Here is a 22,410-nt window from a genome sequence, read left to right as displayed (position 1 = left end):
AGGAACAGGGCGACAGGTGCCGCGGCAAGCAATGTCACGTCGCTATCTGTCGCGCCGCGCTTCTGGACCTCAGCCACTCCATCGTCACCAGAAGCAGGCTCGAAAATACAATCAGAATTGTCGCAAGGGCAGCAATCGTCGGAGTAATGTTTTCCCGGAGGCCGATGAACATCTGCAACGGCAATGTACCTTGTGTCGGACCCGCGATGAACATCGTAATGACGACATCATCGAGCGACGTGGCGAATGCAAACAGGGCTCCAGAAATAACGCCCGGCGCAATAATGGGCAGGGTGACGGAGAAGAACGTCCTGACGGGCGACGCACCGAGGCTCAGGCTCGCGCGCACGTAATTCTGGTTGAACCCGGCAAGGGTGGCGTTGACAGTGACCACCACGAATGGAGCAGCGATAGCGGTATGACCGAAAATCAGACCAAGGTACGACCCGGCTAACCCCCACTTCGCAAAGAACAGATACATCCCGACGGCAGTGACGATCACCGGCACGATCATCGGCGAGATCAAAATGCCGATCAGCGCGCCCTTGCCTTTGAACGTCGCCTTGTTGAGGCCTAACGCGGCCAACGTCCCGAGGACAGTGGCCAAGATCGTGGCAAGCGGGGTTATGATCAAGCTGTTTTTTCCGGCACGAAGCCAGTCAATCGACGTAAACAGATTGTGGTACCACTTGAACGAGAACTTGTGTATCGGATAGACCAGGAATGTATTGTCCGTGAAAGAAAGCGGGATGATCACCAGTATCGGCAAGACCAGAAAAAGCAGGATCATGACATTGGTCGATCGCAAAAAGTAGTGCCACGCGATCTCGGGGGCCGATGTATAAGGTGCAAAACGCGATACGGTCGTTTTCATGGTCCTAACCTACCTTCAGTTCGTTGCCGACGATCTTTCGATAAACACCGAAGAGTATCAACGTCACGAGAAGCAGAACCGCTCCCAGTGCGCACGCCATCCCCCAGTTCAAGGCCACATTCGTGAAATAGGCGATGTAGTAGCTCACCATCTGGTCGCCGGCTCCGCCCAGCAATGCCGGAGTAATGTAGTAGCCCAAAGCCGTGATGAATACCAGCAGTCCGCCGGCGCCGACTCCTGGCAGCGTTTGCGGAAAGTAGACCTTCCAGAACGCGCCGAACGGGTGACTACCCAGCGAGATCGCTGCCTTCGTATAGCTGGCTGGCACCGATTTCATGACGCTGTACAGCGGCAGAATCATGAACGGCAGGAGGATATGAGTCATCGAGATCAGCACCCCCGTCCGGTTGAACAGCAGTGTCAATGGAGACGATATCAGGTCCAGCGACAGCAACGCCTTGTTGACGAGGCCCGATCCTTGAAGGATGACGATCCAGGCGGAGATCCGCACGAGGATCGAAGTCCAGAAGGGAAGGAGCACCAGGATCATCAGCAGATTTGCCTTACCCGCCGGCAGACTGGAGATCCAATATGCCAGGGGGTAGCCGAGGAGCAGCGCGGCGAGCGTTACCAGGCCGCTGATCACGAACGTTCGCTTGAATATCTCCCGATATGCCGAGGCGCCTGGATCAACCGGAACGATGTCACCGGCAGAATTGCGACGGAAGTCCATCGTCGCGAGGAGATACTGGCTTGTGTATCGGGATGAATCTTTAGCGATTACCTGCCAGTAACTAGGATCTTCCCAACGCCTGTCGATTTCGATCAGCTTTTGTCGAACCTCGTGCGCAGGCAGCGCTGAATCATCGTCGCCGAACGGAAGTGCGCTCGAAGTCTTGTAAAACAACGAACGGAAACCCGCCTTCTGCCCGTTCAGTCGACCGGCAGCGGTACCCGAACTGTTGTTCCCGCCGTTGCGCTCGATATCCAGCATCAGCCCGCGAAAAGCGTCATCCGGAACTGCCGATTTCCGATCCCAGTTTCGCAGCGCCGCCGTCGTGTGTGGCAACGCGTCAACGACTTCCGGACTCTGAATCGACCGCGAAATCATGGATGCAACGGGCATCACGAATACCAGAAAAATGAATATAGCAAGAGGAGCGACCAGCGCCAGCGCCGCCATTTGCTTACGTAAATTCACGTTCCTAAGCGATCGCTTGAGCTCACGCAAATGCCAATCCTGCTGCTGAGTAGTTACCGCGCTCATGTCTCTCTCCTTCGCGTACCCATGCGTTCGAGCGACGGGTACGCGATTCGCGTTATTTCGCTGCCCACGCGGTGAAACGCTGTTCCAGCCCGTCGCCGTGGTCGGTCCAGAACTCTACGTCGTTGGGGATAGCGGTTTTGGCGTGCTTCGGCGAGTTAGGCAGGTTTTCAAGAGTGGCTGCATCGAGCAACTTTAAAGCGTTCTTGTTGGTTGGCCCGTACGGAATGTGCCGCGCGAACGCAGCTTGAGCCTGAGGTTCGAGCACGTAGGCAATGTACTTCTCGGCTGCATCCTTATTTTTCGAGCCCTTCGGAATCACGAAAAAGTCCAGCTCATAGATGCTTTGGTCCCACGAGATACCCAGGTTCTTGTTCCCTGCCCGCATTGCGGCGTCGATGCGGCCGTTATACGCGGTGGACATCGAAACGTCACCGGCGACCAGGAACTGCGGCGGCTGTGCGCCAGCCTCCCACCACTGAATGTGTGGCTTGAGCTCGTCCATCTTCTTGAACGCCCGATTGACGCCAGCCTCCGTGCCCAGCACGGTGTACACGTCTTTCGCCGGAACGCCATCTGCCATCAGTGCGAACTCGAGGTTATAACGCGCCTCCTTCTTCATGCCACGCTTGCCAGGAAATTTCCTGACGTCCCAAAAATCCTTCCAGCCCTGTGGCGTGCCCTTCGTCAGCGTCGGGTTGTATGCCAGCACGGTCGACCACACGAATGTGCCGGCAGCGCAGGGAGTCACCGATCCAGGCACCAGATCACCCTTTTTCGCGATCTTCGACCAGTCGAGCTTCTCGAAGAGTCCGTCCTGACAGCCGCGTCCGATGTCTGCCGACTCGACTTCAACGACATCCCAAGTGACATCTTTGGCGTCGACCATCGCTTTGACTTTGGCCATTTCGCCCGTGTACTCAATCGCAATCGTCGGAATACCGCTCGCTTTCGAGAACGGTTCAACCCAGGCAGCCTTCTGGGCATTCCCCACGGCGCCACCGTAATTGACCGTCGTAAGGCCGTCGGCCAATGCGAAAGCGGAACAACACATCATGGCAGCCACGCCGACCGTATTTCTAAAGAACCTCATTTCGTTCTCCTTGGCACAAGGTGATTTCGCTACGCGTGGTCAATTGAAAACTCTCAGATGATCTTCATGAAACGACAACGCGATTCGATTTCCCGGTTGGACATGGGCCGCTCCGTCCTGCCCGAGCGGAACCTTCACGAAACACTCTGTTTCTCCGGGGCAGCGGCAGCGTAGCCGGACGTGATCGCCGAAGTAGATCGTCCCAAGCGTTTCGCTGTTGATGACATTGCGCTGCTGTTCGGATTGCCGTCCAATCGAGAGCCGCTCGGGACGGATCACCCCTGTGGCGTGGCTACCGACATTGAGCCCGGCAACATTCAGCGCACGTACGGTCGTACCGTCTGCAATGCGCAACTCGCAATAATTACCATCCTGGCTTACGACGGTGCCTTCCACCCGGTTACTGTCACCAATGAAGTTGGCTACAAACAGATTCCTCGGCGATTCGTAGAGCGAGTCGACCTGGTCGAGCTGTTGGATCACCCCTTGATCAAAGACCGCTACTCGATCAGACATCGTAAGCGCCTCACCTTGATCGTGTGTGACGTACACAAAGGTCAGGCCAAGAGATTCGTGCAATGCCTTGAGCTCTATCTGCATGTGCTCGCGCAGCTGTTTGTCCAGCGCGCCAAGCGGTTCGTCCATCAGCACAAGCTTTGGGTTGAACACCAACGCACGCGCAAGCGCCACTCGCTGTTGCTGACCGCCTGAGAGCTGACCTGGCATTCGCTTACCCAGCTTTTCCATGTGGACCATCTCGAGCGCCCGCTTGACGCGCGCGGCCCGCTCGTCTGGCGGCATCTTGCGAACCTTGAGGGGATACTCGAGGTTCTGTCCGACGGTCAGGTGTGGAAAGAGTGCATAGTTCTGAAATACCATTCCAATGTCGCGTTTATGCGGCGGAATACGATTAAGTAACTGACCATCCAGCCAGATTTCTCCATCGGTTGGGTATTCAAACCCGGCGAGCATCATGAGACAGGTGGTCTTTCCCGAGCCAGACGGACCAAGCAAAGTGAGAAACTCCCCCTTCTGGATGTCGAGATTCAGGTCTTTGACGACGAGTGTTTCTCCGTCGTATGTCTTCCGAACATTGCGGAAGCTCACAAATGTGTTGCCCTGGTCTTGCATGATCGTTACCCTCAATGTCTTTCGGTGCGCAAGGCACCTGGCAGCGCAGGCGGTAGCGCTGTGTCTGCAGATCGGCTGCGGCGACAGGGAGGCGCACAGGGCACCTCCTTCCCCGTGCCTCGCCATGGGCGTTTTCGCGCCATGTGCTGCGTAGCTCGATTGAGGTTCTCGATAACGATTTCTGCGCCTCGCCGGGTGTTTTCGGTACCCGGGAGCTTGCGGTGTCGTACGTGCATCTTCGTCTCCAATCTTATAAATATTCGAACACCCCTTCGCTACAGCCTTTTTTCTTCCAGGGTGCTTGCTGCTATCGGCCGCGCCCACACATCAGCGGAGCGGTCGCGATTTGTTCCGGCTTGCCCGCAACGGTGACGTGTTCAGCTGGGCAAGTACTCTTCGCACCAGCTTTCGCCGACCGCCCCTCGCGCAATCAACGTCGCAATCTGGGTATCGCTGTAGCCCATCTTGCGCAGAACCCCTCGGGTCGAGGCACCAAACTTTTCTGCTGGCGCCAGTGCGCGGATCGGAGCAACGTGAGGGCGAATCGCAAAAGGATCGAGTTGGATGACGCGTCGTCCACTCGGATGCTCGGCATACACACTGAATGAATAGCTGGCGTTATCGATACCCGGACGATTGTCTGCAGGGCGGCTGTAGCGTTGGCGCAAGTTGTCGATATTGTCCGGAATGGCTGCCGCCACATTGGCCGCTTGCAACCGCGTCTGCCAGGTTTCGGCGGAGACCGTGGCAAACGCGGAGCTGAGAAACGCTGCGGGATCTGCCGCGTCGCGGATGCCCGTCAGCCCCTCTACGGCGTTTAGCTTGTCCAGTTCCTTTTCGCTGGCGTCCACATACAACCAGTCATCCGCGGCCCGAAAGAAGCGTGACAGGTTGCCAAAGCCCTGGGCGCTACGGCCGGAAGGCTCATCGAACGGGGGCCGCCGTGGGTAGTCGTAGCAGAAGGGAATCTGCACCAGGTTGCCGAGCGATGCCAGGGAGGTCCGGGCACGGCTGATCTGGCCGGTTCTGGCTTTGCGATATAACGCGGCGCCAACGCCGAGCGCTGCAGCGAACCCGCAATTCACGTCAATGGTTCCGACGTGAGCGTGTTCCTCTGGCGTTGCCATGCCGCCGCCGAAGCGCAGCATGATGCCGGTGCTTGCCTGGATCAAGTCGTCGTAACCGAGATAATCGGTCCGCGGGCCGCGACGCGGTCCCCCAAAGCAATCCAGTTGACAGAAGATCACGCCAGGGTTGACGGCCTGGAGACTGACTTCGTCAAGACCCAAAGGTGCCAGTTGACGATCCGGTGCATTCATCACGATCACATCAACCGAACGAACCAATTGGTTAAACACCTCGCGTCCGTCAGGGTGGTTCAGGTCGACCAGGACGCTTTGCTTGCCGCGGCCCGAAGACATGCCAAAGACCACTGTGTTCCAGGGATCATAGTTGGGCGTTACGGGGTCGAGCTTGATAACCTCGGCGCCGAACCGGCCGAGGTAGGAGGTCGAATGCGGACCCGCGATGACATTGGTCAGATCGAGGACACGCACACCGTCAAGCCAGCCGCCAACATGCTGTTCAGATGGGGGCGGCAGTGCCGTGGGCGCGCACTTATCCAGGATGGCCAGAGCTTCTTTGAGAGTCACCGTGCGGCGTGAGTCGGGCGAGAGCATCAAGTCGGCACTGTCTTCCAGCCAGGCGATCGCGCCGGGCTGTTTCATGTTGCCGTACTGGTGGTCGTCGACATCGACCACCAGACCCGCGGCGTTGGCGTGCTCGTCATGCAACCATTCTTGAGTCGATCGGTGGGGCGCACCGGGAAACCGGCCTTCGCCGAAAATTTTTTCCCACTCGGTCGCTGTCTTGGTCAGGAACACCTCCTTCATGCGTGCCGAAATGCGCCGTGCCCAATGGTCAGGCAACGGGTAGACACCGAGTGAGGCGTCCCCCTCCCACTGAGAGATAGGAAGGTATGGGTCGCTCACTGTCGGCAGCCCGGCAGATAGCGTTTCCTCGTACAACCCCATCGCCTGAAGGCAACGCCTGGCGTGCGAGCGGTGTGACGGGCATACCGCATAGAACTTGCGACCGTCCGCGCACTCGTATGTGCGGTAAAAGGGGTCGAGGTATTCTTGCAGTTCTTCGTAGCTGAGGTTCATCGGAAGATTTTCCGACCGCCGCCGCTCAATTTCCTTTTCGCGCAAGGTCTTGTAGCGTTCGGGATAACCGTCGATCTTGATCGAGTTGTAAGACAGCCCCTCCATCACCGCCGCGGCCAGAGGCACCTCGATCTGATCACCCACTCCCGTGCGCTCCCGCGCTTGCAGAGCGAGTGCCACCGCGGAGACAGCCAGCATGGTGCCGTAGGACGAGGCTAGCGGCAGCGGCGAAAAGCTCGGGTTTATCCCCATCAGTACGCGGTTCTGACCCATATCGGTGAATACCCCGGAGGCCGACGCAATAATCGGCTCGAGGGCGCGCCAGTGACGACGCAACTGGTCGTTGCTGGCGAAGCCAGGGATGGACAGCGTAATGAGCTCGGGCCTTTGACGACGCAACTCGGCGAAGTCCAGGCCCAACCGGGTCATGACGCCCGGCCGAAAGTTCTCGATCACGATATCGGCACGCGCGATGAATGCCATGGCCGCCTCGAGCCCCTGCGCGGACTTCAGGTCAAGCTGCAAGCAATACTTGTTGCGGTTCAGTACGGCATTGGCCGGGCTGTCCCAAAGCGGCCCAGCAGGGGGATCGATGTGAATGACGGTGGCGCCGAGATCCGCCAGGATCATCGCCACGGCCGGGCCGGCGATGTACTGGCCAAAGTCGATGACTTTCACGCCGCTAAAAGGCAGTTGATCATGCTTTCCCATGGCTCACCGACTCATCTCCAGGACCTGCAGATCTTTCGAAACGCAGGTCATCATTGTGGTGGGTCGCCGCCAGCACCAATCAACCGCATTTCGAATGCGAGGCGAGGGGCCTTGGCGACGAACTGGGGATCACTGTCGGATACAACGGGGAGCCGGTAAAGCAATAAAAAAAACGAGGATGGGGCTATTTTATTTATGGCTGAGGCCGGCGGAGTGAACGCGCAGGAAAATGACCAGTCGATCACTGGCAGCCCGGCGAAATGGACGTGCGATGTCAACCTGCCTGATCAGTTTCGCGCACGCCCCTCCTGAGCCTTCGCACTCAACCAGGCCACGAACGCCGCGGCATCAGGGTTGACGATGCTGTGAGGAGAATAGACCAGGTAGAAAGCTTCACTGGTCGTAAGCCGGGATTTGAAAGGCGCTATCAGTTGCCCGGTGTCCAGCATCGACTGGACCAGCGACGAGCGCGCCAAGGCCACCCCTTGACCAAGCTCGGCCATTCTCAAAGCAGAGATCAAGGTATCGAACTGCATTCCCTTCGAAGAGTCGACCTGTCCCGCGCCTGCTTTCTTCAACCAGTATCCCCAGCCCTCCTCGTAGCCCAGGACGTGGAGTAGTTCGTGGTAACGGAGATCCTTCGGAGTAGCCAGTGGCGCCTGTTCGGAGGGCAAGAATGGGGCGCAGACCGGCAGCAACGTATCCCAGGTCAGCCGCTCGGCCTTGAGTCCCGTCCATTCTCCATGTCCATAGCGGATTTCCATATCGGCTTCGACGTCGGTCACGCTCGAATCGCCCCCCCATATGTTGCTGGTGATACGCAGATTGACCTCGGGATGGCGTTCACGAAAGTCGGGTAAGCGCATTGCCAGCCAATGGGTAAAAAACACAAGGCTGACCCGAACGGTAAGGACTCTGCCGTGACCTTGCCCGAAGATCTCTTCAGTTGCGGCCGCCAGTCGCTCTACGGCCTCGTGGACAACTGGCAAATAGGCTAGCCCGGCCTCAGTGAGCTCGAGTCCTCTTGGCAAGCGCTTAAAGAGGACTGCCCCCAACTGCGACTCGAGTCCCTTCACCTGTTGGCTTACCGCCGCCTGGGTCAGGCTCAACTCTGTCGCCGCATGGGTGAAACTGAGATGCCGGGCAGAGGATTCAAATGCGCGCAACCAGTTAAGCGGAGGTAATCGTTTTCTCATTCTGCAGACCGTTTGACTAAAGCTGTCCGACTTCGTGGATTAGTTGCGTGTTGCGGCAACTCAAGATCCACTAGACCCGCGGACGCGGCGGCATTCCCTGGCGTCGACGAGTGCCTGCTCACTCCATCCAATTGGGCAATCGAACATATGTTAGCGCGGAATTTCGAACACTCTGAAATGACAAGCCTGGTGGGGCGGTTTCAAGAACGAAGTGCAACACTGGGTTCAATGGATGGGAGTAGAGGACTGACTGGCGGCTGCGAGCATCGCGGCGAACACCCGGAGCGGCGAGTGAGAGTCGAGCGTCGCACGGGGGTCGATGGTTGAGGCTATCGGCGATCGCATCGAGTTCGTCCTGGCTGTAGATCGATAGATCGGTGCCCTTGGGTAGGTACTGGCGCAGCAGCCCGTTGGTGTTCTCACAGGTGCCGCGCTGCCAGGGGCTGTGCGGGTCGCAGAAGTAGACCTTCACACCGGTGGCGGCAGAGAGTTCGTGATGGCGGGTCATCTCCTTGCCCTGGTCGTAGGTAAAGCTCTGGCGCAGCGGTGCGGCAATCGAGTTGAGTTTGGCAGTGAAGCCGGCCAGGGCCGACGCGGCGGTGGCATCTTTGCTGATCAGGAAGTCGCTTCGCCCCGCGTCGCTGCAGGAACTACGGTTTCGGGACCGATTGCAGGCAATGTCCGCTGAAAACCCGACCTCGTGGACGACGAGACGGTGGCATTAACGTCGCAGCGGTCGGATGGCAGCGGCGGAGTGCTGCGCCGCTGCCATCCGGCCGTTCCATGCGAAAACTTACCGGATTCCGGTTGACCTTCGGTGGCAAGCGCGTTCCTGTCAAATCTCGCGCATGCGCTGGACTGGCGGAATGCGCGTTTCCCACTGCGCCCCAATCACTGCGAAGACAACTGAGAGCAACGCCACGCCGACCACGGTAGTCAAATAAAGCCAGGGCATGCTGACAGATTCGGGCGGTGGATCGAAAACTCCGGTCAGGAGCTTGACCAGCATCCATGCGAGCGCAAAACCGGTCAGTAAGCCGATGCTGGTCCCGGTGACAAGGAGCAGTAGGGCCTCGCTCCACAGAAACGCGCCGAGCTGCCGGGGTTTCGCACCGAGGGCTGAAAGAATGGCAAAGGTGCGCCGCCGGTCGGCAATACCGAGCGCGAGAACGAGCCCCGCCGCGCCGGCCACCATAACGACGGCGAAGCCAAGCTCCAGTCGCGTCAGGCCGCCAAGGTCGACGGCGGTCAGACTGGATCCGATCAGATGCTGGGCCTGCCCCACATCGCTGACCTGCACCGCTGCCAGCGAGGCAACAATGCCCCGCGCCGCGGAAGCAATTTGCGCGGGGGAGGTGGACGTCTTCAACAGAACGATTTCCGCTGCATCCGCACCGGTCTGCTGTCCCACGTAACGGGCATTCGCGACCAGAAAGGAGTCACGGGGCGCGGTCGGGAATTCACGGACGACGCCAATGAAGTGGAACCGGACAACATGATACTGGTGATCGTGTGCATTTTGCAGACGCAGATTGAGCTCATCACCCGCCTGCAACTGAAAATCCCTGACGGTTTCTTCCGCAACGAGAATGCCGTCGGGTGTTCGCGCGAGCTCGTCCAGCGTCTGTTTCGCATTGCCGCCCACGAAATACGCATTTGACATCCTCGTTGCCTCCCCGATGTGCCTCGCGTCGATGCCATACAGGTCCTGCAGGTCCGTGCCGACGTAGGCGAGCCGGTGCTGCATCGACTGCGCCGCGCTCACACCCGGGAGTGCCGCGAGTTCCCTGAGTTTCGTTGACGCCGGTGCCTGCGACGTGCCGGTGACCGTCACGTCTGCGCCGTTCGTGAGTTCAGCGTCGACGCGCGTCTGCGCGTTGTAGGTTGTGTTGAAGATGGCGGTCGATGTTGCGAAAGCAAAGGCCAGCGCGACCAGGGCGATACCCTGTGTCATGCGTTTCCGCTGTCGGCTGAGGGCCGCGGCAACAATGCCCGCCAGGGAGCCCGCAATGGGGTCCAGCCACCTGGCCAGACGTGCCCGACCCCGCCTGAGTCCCGTCAGGCACACCCTGACCGCCAGCAGGCCGAGACCCAGCCATAGCAGAACGGGCGCGAGAAAGGCCGGGTAATCGATCGATGATGACGGCGTTCCCTCGGGCGCCAGCACGACCTGATAGCCCGTACTCCATGTTCTCCAGAAGATGACAGCCGACAGGGCAATGAAAATGAAATCGAGGCCGATGCGTTGCCAGAGCGCGGCGTGATCGTAGCCGATCGTCATCCGGGCGGTCGCGACCGTGGTCTGCCTGGCATCGATCCAGGCTGTGGCAAGCATGATGGCAGGGGCGAGCACAACACCAGCCAGGGCGGCGGCGATCCAGCCGACAGCGGAAACAGCGAGCATATCCACGCCGAGCAGCATGCGCGACACGAGCGTCGCAAGGACCAGTCCGACAATCGTGCCGCCCATACCCACGCACGCGGCTTCGACCGCCGCCAGTTTCATGATCTGCGCGCGCGAGGCGCCACGAATTCGCAGCAGCGCCTGATCGCGCCGGCGCCGGCCGGCGCCGGATGCCACCACCGCCATCGTCAGGAAGGTGGCGAGGAGCGCCCCCGGTGCGCCGAGAAAGAGAAACAGGACCTTGGCGTACAGCGCGTCACTGCGTACCGCGTCGAGCCTGGCCGCCAGATTGTCCGCCACGATACCATTGCCCGCGATGCGAGCCTCGAGGTTCCTCGCCGCACCCTGTACCGCCTCAAAAGCCGCCTGCGGATCGCCTGGAAGCCGGTCATGCGCCAAGCGGACATGTAGCTGTACGCGAATCGAATCCGGCCTGATCGCCGCCTGCGGGTCAAACAGGCGGTGCCACTCGTCGATGGGCATCAACAGCACATTGTCGGGTGGCGCTTGCGGTGCCGCCCCGGCGGGAACCCCGACCGCCTGGAACAGCGAGTCAGCATGCGGCAGATCGACAATGCCAGCCACCCTGACATCGACGGGCGCCAGGCCGATACGGTGGATCATCACTGCGTCGCCGACCGTCACATGCAAATTGGCCGCCGTCTGTTGTGCGATGAGCACGCCATCCAGGCGGCCGAGCAGGGTCCGGAACTGCGCTGGATAGTCGCGCACATAGGCAGCATCGAGGCCAAGCACCTTGCCTTTGCCGGTCGTCTGCACGCTTGCGCCGGTATGGGCCTCGAAACCCGCCACATCGGCATAGCCGACCGTCTGCAGCCGGGAAACTGTTGCGGCCTGTCCAATGGCTGCCGTGACCGACTGGGCGGTGGTCGCGGAGACCAGTTGCACCTGCCAGTCAACCGGTATGCCCGCGATGGCGCGGCGCGTCATGGAAGCGGTGCTTTGGGCCAGAAATGCGCCGAGCGAGGCCAGCAACGCGACGGTGATCGCGATGCCCGCCGCTGCGCCTGCGAGGCGCGCCTTGCGTTCCTGGACCAGCCCCAAAAACCACAGCCAGGTCATATGGCCCCCGCAGTGTTGGGAGCGTCGATGAGCGTGCCGCGCTCGAGATACCAGACGCTATCCATGCGTTGCGCAACCGCCCGATCATGGGTGGCGATGACGAGTGCCGTCCCGGTGCCGGCGAGATGGGCCACCAGTGCGTCAAGGAAGGCGCGGCCGGTCGGCTGATCGAGTTGGCCAGTCGGCTCGTCGGCGAGGATCACGCGCGGGTTTCCGACGATCGCCCGTGCCATCGCGACACGCTGCATCTGACCACCCGACAGCTCTTCGGGCAGCCTGGCCATCAGGCGCTCAAGACCAAAGGTGGCGAGCGCATCCGCCACCGCCTTGCCGATATCGCAGGTCGCTTTCGCCATCAGCAGCGGCAGTGCGACGTTCTCACTCACCGTCAACGGCTCCAGCAAGCTCGGCACCTGGAACACCAGCGAAATTTTCGCGGGCAGAAGCGTGTCCGCGGCGCCTAACGCGGGCCAACAGATCGCGCCGCTTGTCGGCGCGTCGAGTCCTGCCATGAGGTGCAACAAGGTCGACTTGCCACTCCCGGATCTCCCGACAAGGGCGACATGATCGCCCGCGTGCAGGCGGAATGTCGCAGACGCGACTGCGGCGACAGACACCCTGCCTTGCTGATAGCGCCGGCCCACTGACTGGGCCTTGATCAGGGTGTCAGACATGGGTGAGGCGCCCATCCTGAATGCCGAGCAGACGGTCGGCATGTGACGCCAGTGCCATGCTGTGCGTCGCGATCAGGACTGCGACTCCGGCGCGGCATCGTTCCATCAAATGGTTCAGGATGTCCGTTTCGGTGGCCGCGTCCACCTCCGCTGTCGGTTCGTCTGCCAGCAGCACGCGAGGATTCGACGACAGGGCAACCGCCAGCCCGGCGCGCGCCGCTTCGCCGCCCGACAGTTGCGAGGGGCGTGCGCGGCGTTGCCCGCCCAGTCCCATCACCTCGAGCAGGTGATCGATCGTCCGTTGGCTGGACTGCCTGGACAGTGACATCTGCAGCCGCATATGGGCCTCCACCGTGAGGTGCTCGAACAGGTTGCCCGATTGCATCAGGATACCGATGTGCCGCGCGCGCAACGCGGCGCGAACCGCTTCGGGCCGTCGCGACAGGCGCAGCCCCATCACCTCGACATGTCCCCCATCCGGTTCATCCAGCCCGGCCAGGCAAGCCAGAAGCGTGGACTTGCCGCTTCCGGAAGGCCCCATCAGCGCGACGAATTCTCCTGCCCGGAGTCGCAGCGACACACCGCGCAACGCGGCCGTTTCGTCATCGCCGCTTCGGAAGAAACGGTAGAGTTCAAACGCTTCCAGCGGCTGCGCGTCAACGCCATTGGAACGAATCTGAGATGAGTTTCCATTGATCGGCATTGTCGGCTCCAAGCGGGGCAGAGAGATCAAGGGTAGCGAGCTTGCCGCCCCGGTAGATCAGATAGCGATGTCTCTCCAGGCGCAACTGTCTGTTGGTGACCGGGTTGGGTCCGGAATTCGATGTGTAGACGATCAGAAGCGCTGGGCCGGATCGCAGCATGACCTGCCTGATCGCCGCTATCCTGACTGCACGACCGCCCTGGACGAGATCCGCCGCCTCATGACTGGCTATGGAGGTGGCAGTGGGAGCACGGGGAGCGGATGTGACGGTGACGTCGACCGCGTTGTATTTGTCCGAGAAGCCTGCCCCATCGGGATGATCCGTTCGCGCCCAGCCTTCAGGTACCTTGAGCGAGAAACCCAGTGGCGAGGCGTAGGTGATGAAGACCTGGGTGTCTGGAATGTCGCCGGGTGGATTCTTTTCCGGCATGACCGGCCGTTCTGTTGCCATCGCTGGCGTGCCCGCGATTTGCGTCGCGCTGCCGATCAGGGCAGCGACGGCAAAGATGGCCATGGGCAGTAACCGGAAGTACCCCTTGATCCGAGTTCTGCCTTGCATAGTGCCTCCTGTCCTGTAATCGCGCTGCGCCCGTTACTTCTGCCACGCAAAAATCAGCTGCTCGTGCCTGTGCGGTTTGATCCGCACCACGCGCTGCTTCGTGTCGCCCTGCCGGTCAATACTCACGGTATATTTTCCTGCCGATAATTTCGCGAGGAGGAAGGGGCCATCGGCGGTGGTATTGAGAACGGCCTTGCCTTCCTGGTTTTTTATCAGAACCCTGACATCAGACACGTATTCATTCTGCGACGTGGCCGCACGGGCAAATTCCAGTTCCAGCGGATACTGCACGGCGACCTGCCTGATGGCGTTTGCTTCATCCAGTCCAATCCCGCCGCTGGCATACGCTACGGCACCCTGCATTCGCTCGGTTGGGACGCCAGTTTGCGCACCAGCATGGAGACCACCCCCACCAGGGTTGCCACAACCATTGCTGTCTCAGGCGTGACAGTTTTCATCGCGAATCTCCCAGCCATCTGATAAGGGAAGATCGTGTCCGGGAGCCGGCGCATGCTTTGGGGGCATGCGCCGGCAGGCTCACACAGCCTTCGTGCCAGCGACTTTCTCATTGTTCTTTCATTTCCTGCTGCCTGGTCTCTTTCGCGTCATTCATCTCCTGCTTCCTGTTCTCACGTTTTTCTTCTTTCATTTCCCGTTTGCTACTCTCGCGTTGATATTTGCTGGCAGGAGTGGCTTGCGGGTGGGAAGCGGTCTCCCCGACACCCGAAGCAATCGTGTCAGCGGCCGCCGCAGCGAAAGTCACCGTGAAAAATGCCGCGGCAACGATGATTAACAGTAGTCTGCTCATTTCGATTCCTTTCACGAAGCCAGATCAGTTGAGGTTCGTGTCGCCGCTCTCCTGGCGGCTTCACGTCGATCGTTCTGCGTTGCTGAATATTGATATGTCCGTGGCCGGCTATTTCCCGGTTTCCTCTTCGTCGCTGGCAGTCTCCACGTGCACAATCGCCCCGTTGCCCGCATCGATCTTCACGTCCTTGATGTCGTTGCTGGTGGTCTTGATCTCCACGCTGTACACCAGGTTGCCGTTTTCGTTGTCGAGGGCGACCTTGAGCACGGTTCCGGGTACCTGGGCCAAAGCGGCTGAGGTCGCCCGGGTCGCGTCGATCCTTGCCAGCGCGGCAAGCCGGGCCGCTTCACCACGGCTCCCGTTCTGCTGCTCCGGCACCTTGATGCTGGACTGATAGGCCGGGGCCTGGGTATGGCCGTTGCCGGCCGCGGATGCGCCGCCAGACAGTCCGAAGCCCACGGTAAGCGCGCCCATCGCCATACCTAGCCGTTGCTTCCCGTTCATTGTCCATACTCCCTGAGCGAACCGTTTGCGTTGCAAGGCCGACTCGATGCCGATGTCCGCGTCAGCGCTGCGACACCGCGAACGGACATCGGCATGCCTGCTCCACAGAGCCTATAGTGGTCGCTCAATCTTGCCCGGATCTTTCCCGAACATTACATCGCGGTAAGGTAATCGGACAGTCCACCCCGCGCCGGGTGGCGATGTTGCCTGTACCCTCGGTTGGCCCGCGTCACCGTGCGCGTTGACCAATGCCCATCGCCGGTCGGTCGGTTTCCGGCGGAAACACGCACCACGAGCCATCGTCATGTCGAAAGAATAGGATGGTCAACGTGCCGGCCGGTCGCGATGTCTCGACGCGTACATAGCGTTTCCGGGTGGAACGCGTGCGACTGAACCGGGTGACGTGAGCAGGCGTCGCCGGGCCTGGCGCAAGCCATTTGTCGACCAGCCAGTGCAAGGATTTGTCGCCGGTGTTCATCCGCTTCTCCTTCAGAGATCCTGCGCTGGGACGGGAGTTCGCATGCGGGCCCCACAGCAACTATTTTGGTTGCTGAATCTTGCCGGGACGTTTCCCGAACGTTACGTCCGGGTAAGCGTTGACTGGTCGTTCGGGGGGAACGGGCTCCCGCCCGGAAAGGCGACGGGAAGCGTGACGGTGAAGACGGACCCGGCGCCCAGATTGCTCGACGCTGTGACGCGGCCCTGGTGCGCTTCGACGACGGCCTTCACGAGGCTAAGGCCCAGTCCCAAGCCCCGCTGCGAGCGGCTGCGATCGCCGCGAAACAGCCGGTCCCAGCTTTTCGATAACTCGTCGGGCGTCATGCCGATGCCCGTGTCCGCGACGCGGATCACCATCGTGTTCTGCGAAGCGTAGGCTTCCACCTCGACCCGGCCGCCCGCCGGCGTGTATTTGATGGCGTTGTCCAGCAGATTCCCCATGACCTGGCGAAGGCGGTTGCGGTCCGCTGTCAACCACATGTGCGGCGGTGCGACGATCGAGACGGCAATGGCCTTTTCTTCAGCCACAAGCTGGTAGAGGTCGACGGCATCGGCCAGGAGAGTCGGGATGTCTACCGGTTCCAGGTGCAATTTGAGCGTGCCCGTTTCTGCCTCGGATATGTCCATCAACGTGTTCAGCATCTGAAGCAGTTGATCCGATTCTTCCACACAGTCCGCCAGCGCCTCCCGGCAACTATCCGGGTCGCGCTCCGAGCGCAGCGCGATTTCCGCGATGCCACGGATGCGGGCCACCGGCGTGCGTAAATCATGGGCGACGTTGTCAAGCGCGTTGCGCATGCCCTGGATTAACGTCGCAATCTTGTTCAGCATCCTGTTGAACAGCTTGCCGAGCTCGTCCAGTTCGTCACCGGTCTCGCGGACTGGCACCCGCGCCTCCATGGCCCCTGCCTCGATCGCATGGACGGCCTGAATGAGTTGGCGAACCGGTCGCAGGGATCGTCGCGCGAGAAACACTCCGCCGAACACGCCGACAACAACCATCGGGACCATGACCCCGGCGACGATCCGCCCAAAGCTCTCCAGGACGCTGTCGCGCTGCTCGGTGCTTTTGCCGACCTGCAGGATGCCGCCGTCGGGCAGACGGGTGCCGGCAATCTCGAGAACCGCCTCATCGTCCTGTGCCGGCACACGGATCAGATCGCCGGGAGCGGCGAGCGGTGCGCGCTCGAGCCGGCTTACGTCGAACGCCGCCCACTGATCCGGGATCTGAAGGAAGACTGTCGTATTGCGTGGTCCGGCAATGCGGATAAAGAACGGCTTGGACTTCCGTAGCCGGGTCTCCAGAGCCAGTTCCTTTTTCAGGCCGGCGAGGTCGCTTGCCTGATATTGGGCGGCCAGTTGGTGAAGCCGCTGCTCAACGTCGTCGCGATCATGCTGTTGCAGCGTGGAGGCGAGCAGGAAATAGGCGAGTGCGAAAAGCAAGGTGGTGCTGAGAATGAAGCACGCCGAGTACCACAGCGCGAGTCGAAAGCTGATCGTCTTGCGGAGGGGATCAAGGGCCTTTAAGAACATACCCCACTCCCCGGATGGTATGTATCATCTTCACCGGAAAATCACGATCAACCTTGTTGCGCAGGCGGCAGACCAGCACGTCGACCACGTTGGTCTGCGGCTCGAAGCTGTAATCCCACACATGCTCCAGGATCATCGTCTTCGACACCGGGCGGTTCGCATTGCGCATCAGGTACTCGAGCAGGGACAGTTCACGCGGCTGCAGATCGAGCCTGTGGTCCCCCCGCGATACTTCGCGTGCGAGCAGATCGAGCGTCAGTTCACCGACGACCAGTCGGGTCGGCTCGGAAACGCCGGTGCTCCGGCGGATCAGCGCGCCGACGCGCGCCAGCAGTTCAGTCAGCGCAAAAGGCTTGGTCAGGTAGTCGTCGCCCCCCGTCTGGAGACCCTTGACCCGATCATCGACGGTGCGTCTGGCACTGAGGATGATGACCGGTGTGGTGACTTTCTCACGGCGCAGTGTCTCGATGAGCGAAAGTCCGTCCAGTCGGGGCAGCATGATATCGATGACGGCTGCATCATAGGCGGTCGCGAGCGCCAGATCCAGTCCGCTCGCGCCGTCTTCCGCATGGTCGACCGCGAAGCCGGCCTGCTGCAGCGCCGTCACGACAAACGAGCCAATCTTCCGATCGTCTTCAACGACCAGCACGCGCATGATGGTTCTTCCTCGCCGTCCCCGGTCGGGACCTTTTCCGCAGGAGCATTCCGGATCTGCCGGACATTGTACGACTCGAGCGGGTGGGGGGCGGCAGCGATCGCGTGACGCATTTCAATCTGCCAGTTCATGCCGGCAGGAAGACCGTCCGGACCATCTTGCCCGGTTCTTGTGACGGGAGCCGCAGTCGGCATTGCGACGGTCCGGGCCCGGCGTCCATAGCAGCCACGGCGACGGGATCACGATCTGAAAGCCCATCCGCATTCGACCGTCGCCGAGGGGTGCTCCGTCCTGTACTAATCTAAACGCATCCGTGGTACCGCTGACATCCTCTTCCCAACGTTCGGTATAAACGTTGCGCACATCGAAATGGGTCTGGCCTATGCTCATGGGCCGGCGCCAGTACGGCAGTCTCGGCAGTCGTCGGCATCACCTGCTTTGGCGAATCGGCCTCGACGCTCAAGATTATCGGTCTCACCCTGGCTATCTGCAGCCTTGTCGCACGAACCTCAGTGCAAGCCCGCCGTAGCGGCGCCGCACGAAAAGGCAGCACGAGCTGTTGCCAATCTCCACCAGGCGATATCGAAGATCGTGGCCTCCATCAGTAACTGATGGCAGCGCAGTCATGCCTTTCGCGGAAAGGATGAATCAATGAAGACCAAAAACGTATGAGCCGCCGCAATGCGCCCGGCTTCGTTTGCAGCATGACTGAGGTTTTTGACCGTTAATATTTCGTTAAACTGGAGAACAGGGTATGCGAGTTACAGCGCCACTATACGGCGCTGTCATGGTTTTTTCGGCACAACTATCCGTGAGGGATTCGCTTTCAGGACCTCGGCCAACAAAGACAGATCCTCATGGGTCAGCGAGGGACTGAGCTTGCGCCCGGCTGCGCTTAGTGAGCGCGAAAGAGCGCGCGCTGGCCTGCCGCAGCCTGCTGGCCGCCCGATTGAGACAATGCTGCATCCACGCCGCCATAGCCGCCAATGTTTGCCGTAGCAGCGTTGTTGCGCCTGGCTGCTACGGTCAGCGCGCTTTGTCCGCGCTGAGACGCGGGAGCTCCGACGCCAGGACGGTAGAACGGAGCCGGACCATAGCCGCTGGCAAAGGCCGGTGCAGCAATCGATGGGGAAAGTGCGAAGAGAACTGCGGCGATAAGCCTTGTTTTCATGATATGACTCCGATCGAAGTTGAATAAAGAGGGCGCTGCGACTGTTTGCCATTGATCGCCTCACAGATTCTTTCTCAGTCAAGCGGATAGAAGGACCGTCAATTGACAAACGGCGTGCAGCAGCGCGGGAGAGGATAGTTCAATATTTTTGAGGGACGCCTCGCAGGCAGGCTGTGACTGTCTTGACGAGCACGGACCGCACACACGCACGTGCCGTCCGCCCCGGTCGTTTTCAGGAGCAGTGCACCCTCGGTGCGGTGGCCGGCGACGGATAATCGTTTTTGCTGTGTTGTGCGCTGCCCAGGCCCGCGGTCGCATCGATTTGAGCTTCGTTGCGCTCCCGCTGGGTCAGCGTCTGGCCGGTAGCTTGCTGCGCGAGGGCGGCCGGCTCGTTCACGGCACACACCACCTGCTTGCCGTCTCGCAAATGGACCGTCGTCGTATAGCTGGTTGAGGGAGTCGCGAATGCAGCGCCGGCGGTTGTTCCAAAGAGCACAATGGCGACTGCAAGATGAGAGATGTGACGCATGATGAATCCTCCGTACGGAGCGGCGATGTGCCGCGTCAAAATGAATTGTCGAGTGGCTACGTTCGCGGCACGTGGTACCGCTGACAGGTACCGGCAAGCCGGCCCAACAGAATTCATATTGGCCCCTGAACGTTGCCGGGATCTTTCCCGAACGTTACATCCAGGTAAGGATTGGCGAATTGGGTTTTGCCGCAATAAGGCAGTCCAGTATGCAAAATTCGCGCGTCTTCATCGGCCTCGTAACGCAATGGACCCGAAGCCAGCAGTCAAGCTATCTTGTTGGCCGGGAGCGGCGAGGCGATTTCTTTGCGCTGATCAGCGCGCGAACGTGACAACGCCCTCTCAAGCGTTCTCACAGGCACTCGCACGCCCGCGAGCATAAAAAAACCTTGAGCTTGCAACAAGAATCTTTGGCTTTGACGGGCGGCGCGCGCCCCTTAGACTGGCTTCGCAATCATTCGAGTCTCAACGGTCACGATGCGAACCACTCCCCCGCAACTCAAGGTCGACGTCTGGCGCGGTAACGACGAAGGCAGCTTTCAGCGCTTCGACGTGCCGCGCATGGAAAGTCAGACCGTGCTCGACGTGGTGATCCACATCCAGCGCCATCTGGATGCGACGCTGTCCTATCGCTTTGCGTGCCGGGTCGGCATGTGCGGTTCATGCGCAATGACCGTCAACGGCCGCGCGCGATGGACCTGCCGCACACACGTCACCAAAGTCATGAAGCACGCCGGTGACGTGCTCGAAATCGCGCCTCTCAATCACCTGCCCGTCATCAAGGATCTGGCGACGGATATGACCGCCTTCTTCGACAAATGGCGCGACGCGAAGGGCTATTTCAAGGGCGGGCACACGCGTAACGAACCTGCCACTTGCGTCGATCCCGCCTCCGCCGAACGCAAGGCGGCCGACGCGGGGATTGAATGCATTGGCTGCGGTGTCTGTTATGCGAGCTGCGACGTCGTCGCATGGAACCCCGACTATCTTGGACCCGCCGCGCTCAATCGTGCGTGGACGCTCGTCAACGACGTACGCGACATCCAGCAGCAAACCCGCGTCGCAGCCGTCTCCAACGACGCAGGCTGTCATTCGTGCCATACGCTCGGCTCGTGTACCGAACGGTGTCCCAAGTCGCTGCAGCCGACGGCCAGCATTGCTGGCCTGAAGCGGCTTCGCGGCCATGCGCCGAAAGGAGAACCGCGATGATGAGCGGCTGGCGGTTGCAGCGCCTGTCGGCGATGGTGCTGACCTTATGCGTGGCCGTCCATCTTGTCACCATGATTATCGTCGTGCATGGCGGGCTGAGCGCGGCGAACGTGATCGCGCGTCTGCACGGCAATACGGCGTGGGCGGTGTTCTATTCAGTGTTCGTGCTTGCGTCGTCCGCGCATGTGCCTGTCGGGTTGAGAAGGATCGCCGAGGAGTGGCTCGGCTGGCGCGGGCGCAGCGTCGGGGTGGCGAGCGTGATCGTCGGCATTGCGTTGGCGATTGCCGGTCTGCGCGCGGTCTTCGCGCTGGTAGGAGGGCCGCAATGAGCGACATGGCACGCGCAGCGAAACCAGCAACAGACGCGAACCACGCCCGACACCGCACCCCTGGCCGGCGCGCCGACTCGCGCGCGCGCAACCATCCCGCGTGGTGGGCCTTTCTTGTGCACCGTCTGTCCGGACTCGCGCTCGCCTTCTTTCTGCCGCTGCACTTCTGGGCGCTCGGCACCGCTTTGCACAGCGCAGCATCGTTCGAGTCGTTTCTCGCCGTGACGAGGCAACCCGCCTTCGTATTCGCCGAGTGGGGCCTCGTCACGTTGCTGGCCGCGCATCTGTTCGGCGGCGTGCGCATTCTGCTCATCGAATACCGGCCATGGAGCGGTTTGCGCAAGAACCTGATCGCGGCGACAGCGGGCGGCGCATTGGTCATCGGGCTGGCGTTTGCGCTGTCGCTCACGTCGTGAACGCACGGTCCCCCGACGGAGATTCATCAATGGACATGCAGCAGATCGAAGAGGTCGCGAAGCAGTTGTACATACGCGCGCTGAAGCATTTGCCGCCCGACATCAAGGACGGTATCGCGCGCCTCGAACGCGCTGAAACCGACGACACCGCGCGCCGCGTGCTGGGCACAATGCGCACCAATATCGCGATTGCCGAAGATCGGGACAACCTGCTGTGCCAGGACACCGGGCTGCCGATCTACAACGTGACGATCGGCACGGGCCTCGCGCTCGACGGCGTCGCGTTGAAAGCAGCGATCCGGCGCGGCTGCGAACGGGCCACGCGCGAGCATCCATTGCGCTCGTCGGTCGTGCATCCGTTGACGCGGAAAAACGAACATTCGTCTTGCGGCGTGCTGATGCCCGCGATCCATATCGACTTCGACTCGACAGCCGACACGCTCGTGATCGAAATGATTCCGAAGGGCAGCGGTTCGGAAAACAATTCGTTTCTGAAAATGGCGATTCCGGCGGAAGGTGTCGACGCGATCAAACGCTTCGTGATCGACTGCGTGGTCGATGCGGGCGGCAAGACGTGTCCGCCGACGATTGTAGGCGTGGGCATCGGCGGTACATCGGATCTGTGCGTGTGGCTCGCCAAGCGTGCCGCGACGCGCGCGCTCGGTACGCATTGCGACGATCCGGCGGCGGCCGCGCTGGAGGAGGAACTGTCGGCCGCGGTGAACCGCCTGGGCGTCGGCCCGCAGGGGCTCGGCGGCGACGCGACATCGTTCGCGGTCCACCTCGAACTGGCGGCGACGCATATCACGATGAATCCGGTTGCCGTGAACATGCAGTGTCATTCGGCCCGCCGCGCGCGCGCCACGCTGACGCCGGCGGGCGTCGAGTACGGCTACTGACA

General features: G+C 60.8%; 22 protein-coding genes and 1 pseudogene. 4 read left to right on the top strand and 19 right to left on the bottom strand.

The genetic code is table 11. From position 1 onward, the window contains the following. Positions 1 to 34: 34 nt before the first annotated feature. From OKW29_RS25495 to OKW29_RS25405, 19 genes and pseudogenes are all read right to left on the bottom strand, one after another. Positions 35 to 874, bottom strand: a complete 840-nt coding sequence (locus tag OKW29_RS25495; protein WP_429293057.1) for an ABC transporter permease — start codon at positions 872 to 874, stop codon at positions 35 to 37. Between the two features lie 4 nt (positions 875 to 878). Further along, positions 879 to 2,141, bottom strand: coding sequence for an ABC transporter permease (locus OKW29_RS25490; protein ID WP_429293056.1), 1,263 nt, complete (start codon positions 2,139 to 2,141; stop codon positions 879 to 881). 52 nt (positions 2,142 to 2,193) lie between these two features. Continuing rightward, positions 2,194 to 3,231 carry a polyamine ABC transporter substrate-binding protein gene (locus OKW29_RS25485; RefSeq protein ID WP_429293055.1) on the bottom strand — a complete coding sequence of 346 codons (1,038 nt, stop codon included), beginning with the start codon at positions 3,229 to 3,231 and terminating at the stop codon, positions 2,194 to 2,196. Between the two features lie 39 nt (positions 3,232 to 3,270). Next, positions 3,271 to 4,362, bottom strand: a complete 1,092-nt coding sequence (locus OKW29_RS25480; RefSeq protein ID WP_429293054.1) for an ABC transporter ATP-binding protein — start codon at positions 4,360 to 4,362, stop codon at positions 3,271 to 3,273. Between the two features lie 377 nt (positions 4,363 to 4,739). Continuing rightward, complete coding sequence (locus tag OKW29_RS25475) at positions 4,740 to 7,238, bottom strand: CoA transferase (protein WP_429293053.1); 2,499 nt, start codon at positions 7,236 to 7,238, stop codon at positions 4,740 to 4,742. 287 nt (positions 7,239 to 7,525) lie between these two features. Next, on the bottom strand, positions 7,526 to 8,434 hold the full coding sequence (gcvA, locus tag OKW29_RS25470) for a transcriptional regulator GcvA (RefSeq protein WP_090805019.1): 909 nt from the start codon (positions 8,432 to 8,434) through the stop codon (positions 7,526 to 7,528). Positions 8,435 to 8,747: 313 nt separating this feature from the next. Then, positions 8,748 to 9,041: pseudogene (locus OKW29_RS25465) on the bottom strand (IS30 family transposase); the annotation flags it as partial. Between the two features lie 228 nt (positions 9,042 to 9,269). Next, positions 9,270 to 11,921: an FtsX-like permease family protein gene (locus OKW29_RS25460; RefSeq protein WP_429293052.1), complete on the bottom strand. Its 2,652-nt coding sequence runs from the start codon at positions 11,919 to 11,921 to the stop codon at positions 9,270 to 9,272. Further along, positions 11,918 to 12,595 carry an ABC transporter ATP-binding protein gene (locus OKW29_RS25455; RefSeq protein ID WP_429293051.1) on the bottom strand — a complete coding sequence of 226 codons (678 nt, stop codon included), beginning with the start codon at positions 12,593 to 12,595 and terminating at the stop codon, positions 11,918 to 11,920. The genes OKW29_RS25460 and OKW29_RS25455 overlap by 4 nt, the downstream gene beginning before the upstream one ends. After that, positions 12,588 to 13,298, bottom strand: coding sequence for an ABC transporter ATP-binding protein (locus OKW29_RS25450; protein WP_184073919.1), 711 nt, complete (start codon positions 13,296 to 13,298; stop codon positions 12,588 to 12,590). Before OKW29_RS25450 ends, OKW29_RS25455 begins: the two co-directional genes overlap by 8 nt. Further along, the gene (locus OKW29_RS25445) at positions 13,252 to 13,857 is read right to left on the bottom strand and encodes a hypothetical protein (RefSeq protein ID WP_429293050.1); all 606 of its coding nucleotides are present in this window, start codon (positions 13,855 to 13,857) and stop codon (positions 13,252 to 13,254) included. The genes OKW29_RS25450 and OKW29_RS25445 overlap by 47 nt, the downstream gene beginning before the upstream one ends. Before the next feature lie 33 nt (positions 13,858 to 13,890). Beyond that, a complete protein-coding gene (locus tag OKW29_RS25440) occupies positions 13,891 to 14,220 on the bottom strand; it encodes a carboxypeptidase regulatory-like domain-containing protein (RefSeq protein ID WP_184073921.1) in 330 nt (109 codons plus the stop codon). A gap of 202 nt (positions 14,221 to 14,422) precedes the next feature. After that, positions 14,423 to 14,665: a hypothetical protein gene (locus OKW29_RS25435; RefSeq protein ID WP_184073923.1), complete on the bottom strand. Its 243-nt coding sequence runs from the start codon at positions 14,663 to 14,665 to the stop codon at positions 14,423 to 14,425. A 108-nt stretch (positions 14,666 to 14,773) separates the two neighbouring features. Beyond that, the gene (locus tag OKW29_RS25430; protein WP_429293049.1) at positions 14,774 to 15,169 is read right to left on the bottom strand and encodes a PepSY domain-containing protein; all 396 of its coding nucleotides are present in this window, start codon (positions 15,167 to 15,169) and stop codon (positions 14,774 to 14,776) included. A 229-nt stretch (positions 15,170 to 15,398) separates the two neighbouring features. After that, positions 15,399 to 15,647 carry a hypothetical protein gene (locus tag OKW29_RS25425; RefSeq protein WP_184073927.1) on the bottom strand — a complete coding sequence of 83 codons (249 nt, stop codon included), beginning with the start codon at positions 15,645 to 15,647 and terminating at the stop codon, positions 15,399 to 15,401. A gap of 101 nt (positions 15,648 to 15,748) precedes the next feature. Further along, the gene (locus tag OKW29_RS25420; protein WP_429293048.1) at positions 15,749 to 17,200 is read right to left on the bottom strand and encodes a sensor histidine kinase; all 1,452 of its coding nucleotides are present in this window, start codon (positions 17,198 to 17,200) and stop codon (positions 15,749 to 15,751) included. Continuing rightward, positions 17,181 to 17,855 carry a response regulator gene (locus tag OKW29_RS25415; protein ID WP_429293047.1) on the bottom strand — a complete coding sequence of 225 codons (675 nt, stop codon included), beginning with the start codon at positions 17,853 to 17,855 and terminating at the stop codon, positions 17,181 to 17,183. The genes OKW29_RS25420 and OKW29_RS25415 overlap by 20 nt, the downstream gene beginning before the upstream one ends. Before the next feature lie 895 nt (positions 17,856 to 18,750). Then, the gene (locus OKW29_RS25410) at positions 18,751 to 19,026 is read right to left on the bottom strand and encodes a hypothetical protein (RefSeq protein WP_184073932.1); all 276 of its coding nucleotides are present in this window, start codon (positions 19,024 to 19,026) and stop codon (positions 18,751 to 18,753) included. A 232-nt stretch (positions 19,027 to 19,258) separates the two neighbouring features. Continuing rightward, entirely contained in the window at positions 19,259 to 19,555 is a 297-nt protein-coding gene (locus OKW29_RS25405) for a hypothetical protein (RefSeq protein WP_429293046.1), read from the bottom strand. Between the two features lie 477 nt (positions 19,556 to 20,032). Here OKW29_RS25405 and OKW29_RS25400 point away from each other — a divergent pair, with 477 nt between their 5' ends. Genes OKW29_RS25400 through OKW29_RS25385 form a run of 4 tightly spaced genes read left to right on the top strand, consistent with a single transcriptional unit; the run spans position 20,033 to position 22,408 of the window. Then, complete coding sequence (locus OKW29_RS25400) at positions 20,033 to 20,764, top strand: succinate dehydrogenase/fumarate reductase iron-sulfur subunit (protein WP_429293045.1); 732 nt, start codon at positions 20,033 to 20,035, stop codon at positions 20,762 to 20,764. After that, entirely contained in the window at positions 20,761 to 21,093 is a 333-nt protein-coding gene (locus OKW29_RS25395; RefSeq protein ID WP_184040186.1) for a succinate dehydrogenase, read from the top strand. The genes OKW29_RS25400 and OKW29_RS25395 overlap by 4 nt, the downstream gene beginning before the upstream one ends. Further along, a complete protein-coding gene (gene sdhC / locus OKW29_RS25390) occupies positions 21,090 to 21,509 on the top strand; it encodes a succinate dehydrogenase, cytochrome b556 subunit (RefSeq protein ID WP_429293044.1) in 420 nt (139 codons plus the stop codon). The genes OKW29_RS25395 and sdhC overlap by 4 nt, the downstream gene beginning before the upstream one ends. 29 nt (positions 21,510 to 21,538) lie before the next feature. Continuing rightward, the gene (locus tag OKW29_RS25385; protein ID WP_187629379.1) at positions 21,539 to 22,408 is read left to right on the top strand and encodes a fumarate hydratase; all 870 of its coding nucleotides are present in this window, start codon (positions 21,539 to 21,541) and stop codon (positions 22,406 to 22,408) included. The last annotated feature ends 2 nt before the right edge of the window (positions 22,409 to 22,410 follow it).

The sequence above is a fragment of the Paraburkholderia sp. CI3 genome (assembly GCF_050436505.1).
GTDB classification, from domain to species: Bacteria; Pseudomonadota; Gammaproteobacteria; order Burkholderiales; family Burkholderiaceae; genus Paraburkholderia; species Paraburkholderia tuberum.
This window is presented reverse-complemented; position numbering and strand designations above follow the sequence as displayed.

Bases quoted from the DNA above. Each gene is read 5' to 3' on its own strand.
- OKW29_RS25450 (WP_184073919.1), bottom strand. From the start codon at position 13,298: ATGCCGATCAATGGAAACTCATCTCAGATTCGTTCCAATGGCGTTGAC.
- OKW29_RS25425 (WP_184073927.1), bottom strand. From the start codon at position 15,647: ATGAACACCGGCGACAAATCCTTGCACTGGCTGGTCGACAAATGGCTT.
- gcvA (WP_090805019.1), bottom strand. From the start codon at position 8,434: ATGAGAAAACGATTACCTCCGCTTAACTGGTTGCGCGCATTTGAATCC.
- OKW29_RS25495 (WP_429293057.1), bottom strand. From the start codon at position 874: ATGAAAACGACCGTATCGCGTTTTGCACCTTATACATCGGCCCCCGAG.
- OKW29_RS25490 (WP_429293056.1), bottom strand. From the start codon at position 2,141: ATGAGCGCGGTAACTACTCAGCAGCAGGATTGGCATTTGCGTGAGCTC.
- OKW29_RS25485 (WP_429293055.1), bottom strand. From the start codon at position 3,231: ATGAGGTTCTTTAGAAATACGGTCGGCGTGGCTGCCATGATGTGTTGT.
- OKW29_RS25435 (WP_184073923.1), bottom strand. From the start codon at position 14,665: ATGAGCAGACTACTGTTAATCATCGTTGCCGCGGCATTTTTCACGGTG.
- OKW29_RS25445 (WP_429293050.1), bottom strand. From the start codon at position 13,857: ATGCAAGGCAGAACTCGGATCAAGGGGTACTTCCGGTTACTGCCCATG.
- OKW29_RS25405 (WP_429293046.1), bottom strand. From the start codon at position 19,555: ATGCGTCACATCTCTCATCTTGCAGTCGCCATTGTGCTCTTTGGAACA.
- OKW29_RS25455 (WP_429293051.1), bottom strand. From the start codon at position 12,595: ATGTCTGACACCCTGATCAAGGCCCAGTCAGTGGGCCGGCGCTATCAG.
- OKW29_RS25400 (WP_429293045.1), top strand. From the start codon at position 20,033: ATGCGAACCACTCCCCCGCAACTCAAGGTCGACGTCTGGCGCGGTAAC.
- OKW29_RS25440 (WP_184073921.1), bottom strand. From the start codon at position 14,220: ATGCAGGGTGCCGTAGCGTATGCCAGCGGCGGGATTGGACTGGATGAA.
- OKW29_RS25410 (WP_184073932.1), bottom strand. From the start codon at position 19,026: ATGAAAACAAGGCTTATCGCCGCAGTTCTCTTCGCACTTTCCCCATCG.
- OKW29_RS25415 (WP_429293047.1), bottom strand. From the start codon at position 17,855: ATGCGCGTGCTGGTCGTTGAAGACGATCGGAAGATTGGCTCGTTTGTC.
- OKW29_RS25420 (WP_429293048.1), bottom strand. From the start codon at position 17,200: ATGTTCTTAAAGGCCCTTGATCCCCTCCGCAAGACGATCAGCTTTCGA.
- OKW29_RS25480 (WP_429293054.1), bottom strand. From the start codon at position 4,362: ATGCAAGACCAGGGCAACACATTTGTGAGCTTCCGCAATGTTCGGAAG.
- OKW29_RS25475 (WP_429293053.1), bottom strand. From the start codon at position 7,238: ATGGGAAAGCATGATCAACTGCCTTTTAGCGGCGTGAAAGTCATCGAC.
- OKW29_RS25395 (WP_184040186.1), top strand. From the start codon at position 20,761: ATGATGAGCGGCTGGCGGTTGCAGCGCCTGTCGGCGATGGTGCTGACC.
- sdhC (WP_429293044.1), top strand. From the start codon at position 21,090: ATGAGCGACATGGCACGCGCAGCGAAACCAGCAACAGACGCGAACCAC.
- OKW29_RS25460 (WP_429293052.1), bottom strand. From the start codon at position 11,921: ATGACCTGGCTGTGGTTTTTGGGGCTGGTCCAGGAACGCAAGGCGCGC.
- OKW29_RS25385 (WP_187629379.1), top strand. From the start codon at position 21,539: ATGGACATGCAGCAGATCGAAGAGGTCGCGAAGCAGTTGTACATACGC.
- OKW29_RS25430 (WP_429293049.1), bottom strand. From the start codon at position 15,169: ATGAACGGGAAGCAACGGCTAGGTATGGCGATGGGCGCGCTTACCGTG.